A 14167-nucleotide genomic window follows, 5' to 3' on the forward strand; every position below is an offset into this window, starting at 1 on the left:
AGATGAGTAATTCGCTTGATGAACACGCCGCCGCCTATCAAGGTGACAGCATTTTCGACTTCGATAATGAAATTTTGCTTAATTGGTATTCTGAGCGAATTTTGGGTCTCGTCGACAACGCTAGATCGATGCTTGAGCTTGGGCTGGGCCATGGGCACTCTGCCCAAAAGTTTGCCGGATGCTTTGAGCGACATGTTGTTCTTGAAGGGTCCGAGGCGGTGATTCGTCAGTTTAGAGATCAGTATCCCGACTGCAAAGCAGAAATCACTCAAACATGGTTCGAAGAATTCGAAACCGACGAACGTTTCGACCTAATAGTTATTGGGTTTGTTCTGGAGCACGTTGAAGAGCCAAGGCTTATACTAGAGCACTTCAAGCGATTTTTGGCCCCCCGAGGGAGGGTATTTGTTGCTGTGCCGAACGCTGAAGTTATGAATAGGAGGCTCGGCAGCTTGGCAGGAATGCTTGATGATGTAACTACCCTTTCGAATAATGATGTGCTTTTGGGGCACAAAAGATTCTACACTAGTGATACCTTTAGAGCGGAGTTGGTAGATGCTGGCTTCAAAGTGGAGCGCATGGAGGGGATCTACTTAAAACCCTTTACCACCGCACAAATGCTGTCTTTAAATTTGGACCCCACCATCGTGGGAGCTCTGTGCACTATGGGTATAGAATACCCAGAGTTGAGCTGTGGTTTGCTTGCTGAAATCACTTTGCAATGAAAGTTCTATTGGTTGGGGGCAGTTCCTCTCTCGCCTTGGCTGTGAGGACGGCCCTTCCGTCTAGCATCGATGTGGTGTCTGGCGGACGCCATGGCTGTGACGTGCAGCTTGATCTGATGTCTCCGGCCGAGGAGCTTCTCATCCCCTCTGTGGATACTGTCATCAATTGCGCGGCGAACTTTGGCGGTACAGCAGCCCCGCAGATGCTAGCTGCAGAGGACGTTAATGTTTTGGGTGTGTTAAAGCTTGCGCAAGCGTGTTTCCTAGGTGGAGCCTCCCATTTTCTGAGCGTTTCCAGTATTTTTGCGACGTTAAATTCAGGGTCCCCTTTTTTTAATGTTTATGCTCTCTCTAAGCGCCACTCTGACGAGTTGCTTCAGTTGTATTGCCGGCAAGCAGGAATGCCGCTGACTATATTGCGTCCCGGTCAGTTTTATGGCGAATGGGATAGTTTTCGCATGCATCAGCCGCTTATTTATAGCTTTTTGGACAAGGCAGAGAGTGGCGAAGAAATCGTAATTAACGGTAACAACGATGCGCTACGAAATTTTGTCTATGTAGATGATGTCGCTCAAGTTATTGTGCGGATCATCGAAAGAGCTGTATTAGGTACTTACAACTGCTGCGCCTTGAGAAATGTCCGCTTTTCTCAGATCGCTGAGCGTGCTGTGGAAGCAGTTGGGAGTCAGAGCGAAATCCGGTTTGATCGTAGCAAGCCAGACATTCCTGATAATGGCTTCGACGCAGATAACACTCTGTTTCAAGCCATAGACTTCCAGCCAAAAGTCAGTCTCAGCGAGGGCTTCCAGAAAATAGTTGCTCGACGAAGGCTAGTTAGCTGATGCGCGTTCTAGTCTCTGGTGCCAGCGGTATTGTAGGGTATGGGATACTTCGCACTCTCAGTGAAGCAAAGTTCATATCTCTTCTGGTGGGCACCTCGATATACGATGATTCTGTAGCACCCGCTTTTTGTGATGTCTTCGTAAAAGCTCCTCATACCCAATCCCCCGAATACGGCGGTTGGTTACTCTCCGTTTTGGAGACTTATAAGATCGACGTTCTTATACCGGGTATTGAAGCGGATATGTATTTTTGGAATCAGAACTCCTGTGAGATTCAGGGTGTAGGTGCTTTCCCATTATTAAACCAATCTTCATTGATTGAGCTATGTAAAGATAAATGGATTTTCTACAATAAGCTTCTCGACTCCGGAGTTTCGTGTGCAATTGAGAGCTCCATTAGTGAGGATTTTTCAAAACTGGCGTCAAAATTCGGGCCACGTATTTTACTCAAGCCTCGTCAGGGGTTCGGCTCAAAAGGCATCGCTATAGTGACTTCTGCTGAGGAATTTGAGCAGCATCAGAAAAATTCCAAAGCAGAGCTCATGGCTCAGCCCGTTATTGGAAGCGACGAGCAGGAATTTACGACTGCAGTTTTTTGCGATGGTGAAGGAGGATATTTTTCAGATATTACGCTCCGCCGCCGACTTTCTAACGCTGGGTTTACGGACAGGGCTGAGGTGGTAAGCACGGATTATTTTCGCGAGGCTATAGATCAGCTTTGTGCTCTGCTTCACCCAATCGGTCCAACTAACTTCCAATTTCGGATGAGTAATGAAGGACCTAAGCTACTTGAAATTAACCCTCGTATCTCATCATCAACATCGATTCGAGCCGCTTTCGGCTATAACGAGAGTGTTATGGCGATTGACTACTTTTTAAACCAAAAACAGCCTAGGCCGCCAGCCATTAAACACGGCCACGCGATTAGGTACACCACCGAGCATATTTTCTATGAAGATAGCATTCATATCTGATATCCACGGCAATTTCGAGGCATTGAAAGAGGTGCTAGCAGAGATTGACCAAATGGGCATCAAACGTATTTACTGCGCAGGTGACGTTGTCGGTTATTATTCTCAAGTGAATGAATGCTGCAGAGAGTTGCGCAAAAGAGATATACCGTGTGTGATGGGTAACCATGATTGGTACCTGGCCGGAGGTGCTTTTTGCCCTCGGTCGCGAAGCGTTAATGACTGCCTCGAGTATCAAAGAAAAGTTTTAGAGCCAGAGAATTTGGAGTGGCTGCGGGGTTTCCCTGTTCAGCTCGATGCTGGGCCAGTGCGTATGGTCCATGGTGGCTGGACTGATCCCATTGATGAGTACCTTAAGCCATCCGCGGACTATTTTTCTAGGGTGGAAGGGCAGTATTTTCTTTCCGGCCATACTCATATTCAATCGATACATCAGTTTGGGGACAAAGTGTATTGCAACCCCGGCTCCGTCGGGCAACCTCGAGATAACGATCCTCGTTCTGCATTTGCAGTATTTGAAGACGGAGCTTTTTCTCTTTATCGGGTAGCGTACGACTTTCGGAAGGTTTTTGAACTCATGGACGCAGCTGGCTTCAGTGATTACTACTATGGCTGTTTGAAGACGGGAGCCCGCAATCTTCGCAGGCTTGCAAACTGATATGGGTCGTGACGAGGAATACTTTAAATGGATCAAGTGTGGGAAGGTTTTTGACCCGCAGGATCTTAAAACAGCAAGTTGGATGGACAAATTTGCCCAATCACCATCGGTTCTGGTGAAAGACAATGGCGTTCGCATTTTTTTTTGTTCCCGTCCTCCGCTTGATGTGACTGGGTTGTACGTGAGCCGGCTGGCATATGTTGATGTGAGTCACGACAACCTCACAGAAGTTATCAAAGTATGTGAGCAGCCATTGTTGGCGTTGGGCGATTATGGCTGCTTTGACGAGTTTGGGACAAATCCCGTATCAGTAATCAGAAATGATCAGGAAATTTGGGCCTACTACGCTGGTTGGACAAGATGTGAGTCTGTTCCATTCAACGCCGCTATTGGGCTGGCAATAAGTAAAAATGGAGGTGAAACCTTTGAAAGACTAGGAGCTGGGCCAGTGCTTAGTTTCACACCCGATGAGCCCTTTCTGCTAGGTAGCCCAAGGATTAAGCGATTTAACGGGGGGTGGCAGCTTTGGTACGTGGCGGGAAAAGAGTGGAAGGTGCTCGATGGCACCACAGAGCCGATCTATAAAATACGAATGGCGGTCTCCGATGACGGGATTCACTGGAAAAAGCTGGGAAAGGATTTAATTCCCGACGTCATTGGAGAGCACGAGTGTCAAGCATGTGCCGACGTCACCTTCTGTAATGGCATCTACCATATGTTCTTCTCTTTCCGAGATATACGGGATTATAAAGGTCCTTTCGGCGGTTATCGTATGGGCTACGCATCGTCAATCGATATGGAGACTTGGATTCGAGATGACGGCAGGTCTCAACTGACACTATCTGCATCAGGTTGGGATTCAGGTATGGTCAGTTATCCGCACGTCTTTGCTTTCAAGGGTAAGACTTACATGCTGTACCAGGGTAACGGTATGGGGCTTGAGGGCTTCGGGTTGGCAGTGTTGCAAGACGAGACAGTTTGGGCGGCGAAATGAAGTGGCATAAAATGGGGAAAATATTCGACCCCACCGAACATAGTCTTGCTAACGGCTGCCAAGAGTATGCTCAATCACCGCAAGCTTTGGTGTTGACAGATCGAGTAAGGGTGTTTTTCTCTACACGCCAGCGTGACGAAACCGGAAAGTACCTCAGCCACGTAGCCTACGCAGATTTTTCCCGTGATATGGCAAACCTACTTTGCGTTGCAAAACATACGGTTTTGCCCCTAGGAGGCCTCGGGTGCTTCGATGAGCATGGGGTTTTCCCCATAAATGTTGTGCGCGATGGCGAGCAGATTCTGGCTTACACTACCGGCTGGAATCGCAAAGTCTCAGTGTCTGCTGATGCTTCTATAGGTCTGGCGATAAGCACTGACAATGGCAGAACGTTCAAACGTTTTGGCAGTGGGCCAGTAATGACGGCATCGCTAAATGAACCGTTTCTCGTAGCAGACGCCTTTGTTCAGAAGCACGACGATATCTTCCACATGTGGTACATCTATGGCACTAGATGGGAAAAATTCAGCGAATTTGAGCCGCCGGATCGAGTCTATAAGATAGCTTACGCCTTCTCTGTGGATGGTTTAACTTGGGTTCGAGACAGTCGTCAAATTATAGAAGATGTTCTGGGCGACTGTGAATGTCAGGCGCTTCCAACGGTCATTAAAATCGATGACGTTTATCACATGTATTTTTGTTTTAGACAGGCGCATGGCTTTCGGAATGTTCCCAGCAGAGGGTATAAGCTTGGATATGCTACATCTTATGATTTGAAGCACTGGAAACGTGACGACAGCGGCGGAGGTCTCAACACAACGGACACAGCTTGGGATTCTGACATGCAATGTTACCCTCATATATTCGCGTGCGATGGAGAAGTGTATCTACTCTACAATGGCAACGAATTTGGTCGAGCCGGCTTCGGTCTCGCCCGTCTTGACCAAAACTGAAACCTATGGAGTATTAGTAATGGTAAGCACCCGCAATTACGATGCTGAACAGGAGGACTCAGCCAATAAATTTAATGAGAAATATGTTTACGGTTTTGACCTAGATGTGATGCACCCTTTTATGATTCGTTCATTCGAGACTTTTTTTAGGTCCGGCAGCTTGCTTGAGCTCGGCAGTCATAAAGGTGATTTTACAAAAAATTTCCTCCCTTTGTTTAAGGGCATAACCTGCGTTGAGGCCTCGCGCGAAGCTGCGGATGAAGCACGTACTCGGTTGGGTGATCGCGTGGAGGTGCTCAACGATATGTTTGAGCACATCCAGCTGGATGCTGTGTATCCCAATATTGTCATGACCCACGTCCTCGAGCATTTAGATGATCCAGTAGAAATCTTGCGTCGAGTAAATGATGAGTGGCTCTCAGACGATGGGCGCCTCTTCCTTGTTTGCCCCAACGCTAACGCACCTTCGCGTCAAATAGCTGTAAAAATGGGCCTCATTTCTCACAACTCAGCGGTTACCCCTGCAGAGGCCGAACACGGGCACCGCTGTACATACTCGCTGGACACACTCGAGAGGGATGCCACAGCTGCAGGGCTAAAGGTTATCCACCGGTCGGGTATTTTCTTCAAAGCACTTGCAAACTTTCAGTGGGATCGGCTCCTGCAGACCGATATCGTATCGCCCGAGTATCTTGAGGGATGTTATGCGCTGGGCCAGCAATACCCCGATTTATGTTCCAGTATTTTTTTGGTGTGTGAGCGCGGCAGCACTTAGAAAATACCTGAGCTGCCTAAGCAGTTGGTGTAGCGACAGGTGGTTTTAACCATCTAAGACACGTTTTTTTCAAATGAATACGTAAACAACATTTGTTCTAGGGCGACTCGAGTGAGCTTGCTCAGTGTGTAAAGTCACTACGAACTTTTGTCAAAGCATAGTAGCCTTACGCGCTTATTTGATATCGCCTAATAAAGTAGTTGGGTTATGCCGCTAATGATCAAAGCCCTTTGGGGCTACCGACAATTTATTGCCTCCAGCGTGCAACGTGAAATTCAGAGCCGTTATCGAGCTTCCTTATTTGGTGCGTTTTGGACCGTTGCACAACCACTTGCATTGGTGGTGATCTACACGGTGATTTTTGGGCAGCTTATGGGGGCGCGCTTACCCGGTCATGATGCCGTGCCTTACGCATTTAGCATATACCTGTGTGCGGGTGTCATCACTTGGGCGCTGTTTACAGAAATGCTGACACGGCTTTCGACTGTATTTCTCGATAATTCGACGCTTATCAAGAAAACTGCCTTCCCAAGAATTTGCCTTCCGGCCATCGTGACCGGCACCGCGATGGTGAACTTTGGCATTATTTTGAGTTTGTATTTGGGGTTTTTGTGGTGGGTCGATCACCTACCCGGCATGGCCATTTTTGCGCTAATTCCCCTAATTGTCCTGCAGATATTATTTGCTCTGGGGCTGGGTATTTTGTTGGGCACCGTTAACGTCTTTTTTAGAGATGTGGCGCAGTTTGTTGGTGTGCTGCTGCAGTTTTGGTTTTGGCTCACGCCCATTGTTTACCCAGCAGATATTGTACCCGAGCGTTTTCAGGGAATACTGGCCCTTAACCCGATTAAGCCACTGATTATGGCTTATCAGCGTATTTTTTTGGACCAGCAGTGGCCCGACTTTGCGAGCTTATTGCCATTAGCTCTGCTGACAGTGGGCCTGTTAACGGTTGGGCTTTTGTTTTTCTTCGGCGAGCCGGAGAGATGGTGGACGAACTCTGATGACGGTCAGCCTGCATGTAGAAGGTATTAGTAAGGCGTTTCGTCGCTACCCCTCACCGTGGGCGCGGGCTAGAGAATGGCTTTTTGGTGGGCAGACTCACGAGCTAATCTGGGTGCTGCGTGACATTAGTTTTGAGATTCCCCGAGGTTCGGCTGTCGGAATACTGGGCGTCAATGGCGCAGGTAAAAGTACATTACTCAAGATTATTACAGGCACTACTGAGGCTACCAAAGGGGCTGTAAGGGTGAATGGCCGCGTCGCAGCATTGCTCGAATTGGGGTTGGGGTTTCACGGAGAGTTCACCGGACGCCAAAATGCGCGGATGTCAGGACAAATGTTGGGTTTGGATCTGGCTGAAATTGATGCTGCCTTGCCTGAAATTGAGTCCTTTGCGGGTATTGGTGATTTCATGGACCAGCCTGTGCGCACCTATTCCAGCGGTATGCAAATGCGGCTGGCATTCTCTGTTGCAACCGCCGTTCGACCCGATGTTCTGATTATTGATGAGGCCCTGTCGGTGGGCGATGCAGCCTTTCAACGTAAATGTTTTCAGCGTATTGAAGCCTATCAGGAACTCGGTACAACCCTGCTTTTTGTCAGCCACGATTCCGAGGCAGTAAAGCGATTGTGCGATAGGGCTGTTTTTATCCACGACGGTCGAATTGCCAGCGAAGGATCGCCGCGAAAAGTTTGCGACGATTATGAACGTCAGGTTTTCGGAGGTGACAAGGCTGTCGAAACCCCTGAACTTGCAGGGCCTCAGGATGCCGTTATTGCCAGCGCACATTTCGATCAAACGCTCGTGTCAGACTGCGAGCAACGTTACGGTAACGGCGAGGCCGACATTGAAGCCTGCTGGCTTGAGGATGCGCTCGGCAGCCGGGTTAATGTGGCCGCTGCTGGGGATACCTTATTCTGGTGTTATCGTGTTCGTTTTCATGAAAATATCGAGAAGCCCGTTTACGCAATGATGCTTAAAACCACTGAGGGCACGGCAGTATTTGGCACTGATACATCGACCCTGCGTGAGGAGATAGAGTCCTGTACCGACAATCAACCGCTCTTAATACGCTTTCAGTTCACGACGCACCTTGCGCCCGGCAACTATTTTTTGAATGCGGGTTTGCGTAGGGACAGCGTTGATGGCTCGGTTTTTATGAGCCGTCGGGTCGATGCTGCTGTGCTTCGTATTGTTGCTGGCGACAGCAGCTCTGCTGCTGTCGGACCTGCTGACCTCAATGCGCAGTGGGTTGCACTGCCCTTGAGTAACTGAGTCGTGCAGAGTCCAGTTTTTATCCATTCCATGTTCCGAGCGGGGAGCACCTACGTGTTTTCTGTGTTTCGAAGAGCACAGGGATACCGGTGTTATTACGAGCCCCTCCACGAGCGGGTGGCCTGGGCGGCCGAAGATTCTGAGCGGCTAATGCCCGAACAGCCAGAGTCGGATCGATTGAGGCATCCAAATCAAAATCGTCCTTATTTTCAGGAGCTGAAAGAAAGCTGGAATCTCTGGAAGGACGCGATTACCCCTGACATGGTTTACCACGGCTATTTTTCTCAAGATAGCCAGTTGGCAGGCGTCCCGTTTTATCGGTCATTGCTGTCTGACTCGGGTTTACAGCCCGTATTCAGCGACTGCCGCACGAGTGGCCGTATTGGTACATTGAAACGTGACTTAAGAGGGGTGCATATATTTTTGTGGCGCAACCCCTGGGATCAATGGTGGTCTTATCAGTTGGATGACTATTTTGATGTAGCAAATCGCATCATCTTACATGCGCAGGCTTTACCTGAGGCGCTGGCGCAGCTGGCGGAGCAGAGGCAGCTGATTACTGGTCAGCATGATGGATACTCAGAGTTGCACGATTGGTATCGATCCCGGCCTTTGGATTTCTGCGACAGCTATACGCTCTTTTATATGCTGTGGTGTCTGGCCCTTAAAGAGGGTTTGGATCATGCCGATTATCGAGTGAATATAGACAGCCTCACCGCCAGCGACGCTGACGCCGAAAAGATAAGAGCAGATTTGGTGGAGCTCGGCATCGCCGGTTTAGATTTTAGCGATGCGCATTGTCCGTTGGCCACTTACTCAGAGCAGGAGCGGGCTGAGTTTGAGGCCATTGAAGCTGCCGTGCATACGTTGCTAACACAGTCACAGTGGACAAATGGTGAATTGGAAGCGGTCCTCGCCGAGCGTGAATTGCATCGCCCACTGCGGGCCACAATTGAAGCGCCACATATGACGGAGCAGTTACTTCGTCAGCGCGACCTGACAAAACGCCATATCAATAGTCGATCGGTTGTTTGTAATACATGGGCAGAGTTGGTCAACGAGAAGGCAGAATCGATCCAGTCTTTGGAAGCGCAACACACGAGGGCTCAGCAAAGCTTGCGTCAACAAAATGATGAACTGGCAGAGGGTGGGCAGCGATTAATTTTAACTCAGGCAGCGCTTGAGGTTCTTGCGGACGAGCGCGGACAGTCCAATGCCTTACTGGAGCAGGCGACTGCACAAGCCGAACAACTGTCCTTGCTGTCTAATGCCCGCGCCCAAGAAGTACAAGCGCTTAAAGGTATGTACACGGCCTTGCAGGCGAGTTTGTCCTGGCGCCTGACGGCCCCGCTACGCGGGTTGACCAAGCTTGCTCAGGCTTTAGCCGGTCAGGGATTAGCACGGGAGGAATTGCTTCGCGGTGCCGCGAGAAACTTAGCGCGATATCCCCGCTTGAGTCGCGCTGTAAGGCGCCTACTCCGGTTGGTGCCGCCGGTGTATACACGGGTCATAGTAGCCCTAGACGGCCCCCACGAAAAACCACCTGAGATTAGTCAGGCGGGGTTAAATGACAGAGCACGTGAGATTCATAAGGGATTGGCTGGGCGCTTGGGTGTGGATGTAGAGGGCTCTTAAATGCGCATTGTTCTAGATTGCCAGAGTCTCCAGAGCGATAGCCGTAAGAGAGGCATTGGCCGATACACGCGCTGTGTGCTTCACGCTTTAAGGCCTTACACTGAACAGCACGATTTTATTTTACTGTTCAATGCGCGGTTGGCCGGGGTCCTCGATGAAGCCTTATCAGAGGTTGCGCAACTGTTGCCGCAAGCCCGATCGATAGTGTTTGAAGTGCCTGCCCCGACTGCAGGATACGACCCGGCTAACGACACGCGCAGGGAACTTGCTGAATTGATTCGCGAGCACTTCATCGCTGAGCTGCGACCCGATGTGGTGCACGTTTTTAGCTTGTTTGAGGGTTTTGTCGACAACGTTGTGACCAGTATTGGGCGGTTGCCAGCGAGCTATCCTGTCTCCAGTACTTTTTTCGATCTTATTCCGCTCCTAAACCCCGAGGAGTACCTCGACGATAATCCGCATTTTCGCAGTTACTACCTAGAGCAGCTTGACCAGATGACGCAAAGTCAGCGGTTGCTCGCGATTTCTGCTTTTTCTGCCACTGAAGCTGCCGAAAACCTGAAGTATCCGCTGAGCAATATTGTTGAAGCACCCCTGGGTCCCATGCAGGAACACACGCTGGACACCTACTCAGACGAAGAGGGCGCAGGGCATCTTAATGCGCTGAATCTTGAGCCGGGTTTTGTTTTGTACGTGGGTGGCTCGGACCGCCGCAAAAATCTTCCCCGCTTAGTAGAGGCTTGGTCTCAACTACCCGCAAATCTTCAGGTTGCGCATCCTCTGGTCATGGCGGGTTCCATGCCCGAGGGAGACATTGCCCACTTAAAGGCGTTGGCGCAGCCGTCTGCTCACCCCGCGCAGTTTCATTTATTGGGTCAGGTGAGCGATGCGCAGTTACGGGCGTTGTACCGCGGTTGTCGGGTCTTTGCGTTTCCGTCCTGGCACGAAGGGTTTGGCCTGCCAGCCCTTGAGGCCATGGTGGAGGGTGTCGCCGTCATTGCTGCTAATACTTCGAGCCTGCCTGAAGTGGTTGGGCTCGATGAAGCGTTATTTAATCCCTTTAATGTGGATGATATCAAGGCGCATTTACAGCGGGCGCTTACAGACAAGGATTTTCGAGAACGCCTTGTAACGCATGGCCTTGAACATTCCCGCCTATTTTCATGGCCTCGCACCGCATCGGCAACATTGGCTTGTTGGCAAGCCATGCAAGAAGAGGGTGCACAGCCGTTGTCTGAGGAGACCTTGCCCTGCAGCTGGCAGGACTGGATGGAAGGCTATGAAAGTCGCTTGGATAATTTTTTGGATCTCATCGCTGAACGCCTTCAGCTAGATTCAGAAGCTAGTGGAAAGTTTAAAAACACCGCCGATGACACTGGGTTACTGCTCGATGTTGCGCGAGTTCTCGAGATCAACGAGCGAACGGTTTTCAACATTGTATCCGCTGAGTACCCCAGCAATACGCCATGGCGTATTGAGGGACCTTTCGACTCGAGTTACTCGCTGGCCTTGGTGAACCGGGAGTTTGCACGCGGTTTGGGGTCTTGCGGCATTGAGGTGGCGCTTCACTCTAAAGAGGGCTCGGGCGATTTTGAGCCAGATGCCAAGTTTCTAGAGCAGCATCCGGAGGTTGCAGCGCTCCAGAGTAAGGCCGCCGAGATTCCGCCTGCTCACGCTGCGGTGCTCAGTCGCAACTTGTATCCCCCGAACGTCACTAACATGCAGGGCAGGGTTAATGCGTTGCATTGCTGGGCATGGGAAGAGAGTGCGTTACCCCGGGAGTGGGTGGCAGATTTCAATGCCCATTTATCGGGTATGACGGTGACATCAAATTTTGTGCGCAAGGCGCTCCTGAACAATGGCGTGCGGGTGCCGGTGGAGGTCACGGGAAACGGGGTAGACCACTGGCAAAGCGTGCAGCCCGATGACGCCTATCGAGTGCCTGAGGCATTAAAGCAGTTTGTTTATCTTCATGTCTCTTCCTGTTTTCCACGCAAGGGTATCGATAGTCTCATTGAGGCCTACGGGCAGGCATTTACCAATGATGATGATGTGTCACTGCTCATTAAAACCTTTCCCAACCCCCACAATCGGGTTCACGAGTTGTTAGCAAGTGCCCGTGCGAAACACGCTAACTACCCGCACGTTGTTGTTGTGGAGGCAGATTTATCGCCAGAGCAGTTAAAAGCGTTGATGAAGAGCGGCGACGCACTGGTTGCTCCCAGCCGCGGAGAGGGCTTTGGGCTACCGCTAGCCGAAGCTATGTTGATGGGTATTCCTGTGATCACCACGGCCTATGGCGGGCAAATGGATTTTTGTTCCGAGGAGACCGCTTGGTGCGTAGATTTTGAATTTGCAAGGGCGTACACGCATTTTGCGTTGCCCAATTCAGTGTGGGCAGAGCCGAGGGTTGCAAGTCTTGTAGAGCAGCTAGTCGCCGTTAAGTGTGCCCTACCTGAGGTGCGTTTAGCCAAGTGTGCGGCCGGGCAAGCATTACTGCTGGAAAAGTACACCTGGCAGAAGGTGGCCAAGCGGGCATCAGATGCCGCATTGCGCTGGCAGGCGGACCGCAATAAGTCGCGCATCAAGCAACCAGTCCAACGCTTGGCCTGGGTCTCTACTTGGGGGACGCGTTGCGGTATTGCGCGTTATTCCGAAAATTTGCTCGCACATTGCAGCGTGCCCCTGCGAGTGTTTGCCCCCGACATAAGCCCCGACGCAGAGGAGCCCGTTGAGACTGAGGCTTTAAGCCGAGGCGTTTGCCTGCGGTGTTGGCGAGACGACGGGGCAGATGACCTCTTAAGGCTGGCCGCCGGTATCGAGGGCTTGGCAGCAACTGCTGTGGTGATTCAGTTTAACTATGGATTTTTCAACTTTTTAGCACTGGCCGCTTTGATCGAGCAGCAAAAGGCACAGGGGCGCGTTGTTGTTGTCGTGCTGCACGCGACAGAGGATCCGCCTCAAGTGCCGGATCGGCAGTTAGGGCTTTTGGTGCCGGCGCTGGCACTTTGCGACCGCGTGCTAGTTCATGGGGTGGCCGACTTAAATAATCTGAAGCGCCTCGGGTTGATCAGCAATACAGCAATTGTCCCCCATGGCATTCTCGATTGGGCACCTGCGCAAGACCGCAGGGCGAACGCACTGACGCCGGCCAGTTCAAAGCAGATGAGCAGCGATGTAGGTTCTGACACTCCCAGCCAGCAGAGTGAACGGCCAAGCGGCGTTGACGCTGCAAGTGCGCTACCGGCGACTGAGGTCAATCGGCGTTTGGTTCGACATCAGACCTCGGATGACTCAGGTGCAGTTGGTATGGGTGATGATTCGAGTGCGATATTGGAGATTGCGAGTTTTGGATTCTTTCTGCCCCACAAAGGGTTGTCTGAGCTTGTGGAGGCCATGTCGCTATTAAAGCAACAAGGCTTAGCCTGCCGATTGCTCATGTTAAATGCGCAATACCCGGGCGAGGTATCGGAGCGGGCGATAGCGGGAGTGCGTGCGCGCATTAAAAAACTGGACCTAGAGAATGTGGTCACTGTTGACACTGGCTTTTATTCAGACCAGCAGTGCCTAGAGCGGTTGTCGGCAGTCGACCTTGTCGTGTTTCCCTATCAGCAGACCGGGGAGTCGTCCAGTGCGGCGGTGCGACAGGCCTTGGCAAGCGGTTCTCCGGTGGCCTTAACGCCCCTCAACATATTTCAGGATGTGCAGGCTGCGGCATATTTGTTGCCGGGCTGCTCGCCCCGCGAGCTCGCCGACGGCCTGGTACCTTGGATACGAGCACTCGAAAACCGGGTAATGTATTCCGAGCAACACCGTGCTGCAGCCGAGGCGGCCGAACACAATGTGGCGCTCAAAGACTGCAACACGGCCGTTATTGCTGGTGGGGCCTGCCATGGGTTGCGTCGTCCTTCTCAGGCCTGGTTGGAAGAACATGCGCATCGGCGTATTATGCATAACATAGAGGGTTTACTAGGCCAGTTAAGCTGCTGATTTAACGGCCTTATATATGCGTCGGTGATGTTGGTAGCCGTTGGCGGTCACGTCAGGTTGGTAAGGTGAAGATCCTAAACGGGCGTCATGGATCAATCACCACGTGCATCTCGGGAGCAAAAAGTGCCGGCAAGACGTTTATCGGGTGTTTTAATTCCCTTATTTAGTCATAAATATTTCACAGTTTGTGGGTTGCACAGCCGCAAAGCCTGTTATATGTTACGCCTCACGGCTTATGGAAAGACGTGACAGAACCAAAGGCTAAGCGGGTGCACAGGGTGTGCGCGCTCACGAACACAAAATAGAAGCGCTGCCCCGCGGTGTTTAATGGCCAACCCAGGCCCAA

Annotated in this window: 11 protein-coding genes; all 11 read left to right on the forward strand. The window is 51.0% G+C overall.

Features of this window, described 5'->3' with window-relative positions; all coding sequences use genetic code 11:
• Window positions 1-2: 2 nt before the first annotated feature.
• The 11 genes from ACMAY6_RS01755 to ACMAY6_RS01805 all read left to right on the forward strand — a co-directional run bounded on the left by ACMAY6_RS01755 (window position 3) and on the right by ACMAY6_RS01805 (window position 13821).
• A complete protein-coding gene (locus ACMAY6_RS01755; RefSeq protein WP_435213926.1) occupies window positions 3-725 on the forward strand; it encodes a class I SAM-dependent methyltransferase in 723 nt (240 codons plus the stop codon).
• On the forward strand, window positions 722-1567 hold the full coding sequence (locus tag ACMAY6_RS01760) for an NAD-dependent epimerase/dehydratase family protein (protein ID WP_435213927.1): 846 nt from the start codon (window positions 722-724) through the stop codon (window positions 1565-1567). Before ACMAY6_RS01755 ends, ACMAY6_RS01760 begins: the two co-directional genes overlap by 4 nt.
• Window positions 1567-2541, forward strand: a complete 975-nt coding sequence (locus ACMAY6_RS01765) for an ATP-grasp domain-containing protein (protein ID WP_435213929.1) — start codon at window positions 1567-1569, stop codon at window positions 2539-2541. Before ACMAY6_RS01760 ends, ACMAY6_RS01765 begins: the two co-directional genes overlap by 1 nt.
• A complete protein-coding gene (locus tag ACMAY6_RS01770) occupies window positions 2519-3196 on the forward strand; it encodes a metallophosphoesterase family protein (RefSeq protein ID WP_435213931.1) in 678 nt (225 codons plus the stop codon). The genes ACMAY6_RS01765 and ACMAY6_RS01770 overlap by 23 nt, the downstream gene beginning before the upstream one ends.
• Before the next feature lies 1 nt (window position 3197).
• On the forward strand, window positions 3198-4190 hold the full coding sequence (locus ACMAY6_RS01775) for a glycosylase (protein WP_435213933.1): 993 nt from the start codon (window positions 3198-3200) through the stop codon (window positions 4188-4190).
• Complete coding sequence (locus ACMAY6_RS01780) at window positions 4187-5143, forward strand: glycosylase (protein WP_435213935.1); 957 nt, start codon at window positions 4187-4189, stop codon at window positions 5141-5143. The genes ACMAY6_RS01775 and ACMAY6_RS01780 overlap by 4 nt, the downstream gene beginning before the upstream one ends.
• 19 nt (window positions 5144-5162) lie before the next feature.
• The gene (locus ACMAY6_RS01785; RefSeq protein WP_435213937.1) at window positions 5163-5918 is read left to right on the forward strand and encodes a class I SAM-dependent methyltransferase; all 756 of its coding nucleotides are present in this window, start codon (window positions 5163-5165) and stop codon (window positions 5916-5918) included.
• A gap of 207 nt (window positions 5919-6125) precedes the next feature.
• Window positions 6126-6953 (forward strand): ABC transporter permease, encoded by an 828-nt coding sequence (locus ACMAY6_RS01790; RefSeq protein ID WP_435213939.1) that lies wholly within the window; start codon window positions 6126-6128, stop codon window positions 6951-6953.
• Window positions 6922-8196, forward strand: coding sequence for an ABC transporter ATP-binding protein (locus ACMAY6_RS01795; protein ID WP_435213940.1), 1275 nt, complete (start codon window positions 6922-6924; stop codon window positions 8194-8196). The genes ACMAY6_RS01790 and ACMAY6_RS01795 overlap by 32 nt, the downstream gene beginning before the upstream one ends.
• A gap of 54 nt (window positions 8197-8250) precedes the next feature.
• Complete coding sequence (locus ACMAY6_RS01800; RefSeq protein ID WP_435213942.1) at window positions 8251-9831, forward strand: hypothetical protein; 1581 nt, start codon at window positions 8251-8253, stop codon at window positions 9829-9831.
• Window positions 9832-13821, forward strand: a complete 3990-nt coding sequence (locus ACMAY6_RS01805; protein WP_435213943.1) for a glycosyltransferase — start codon at window positions 9832-9834, stop codon at window positions 13819-13821.
• Window positions 13822-14167: the final 346 nt, after the last annotated feature.

The organism is Luminiphilus sp. nBUS_16 (assembly GCF_051201645.1).
GTDB lineage: Bacteria > Pseudomonadota > Gammaproteobacteria > Pseudomonadales > Halieaceae > Luminiphilus.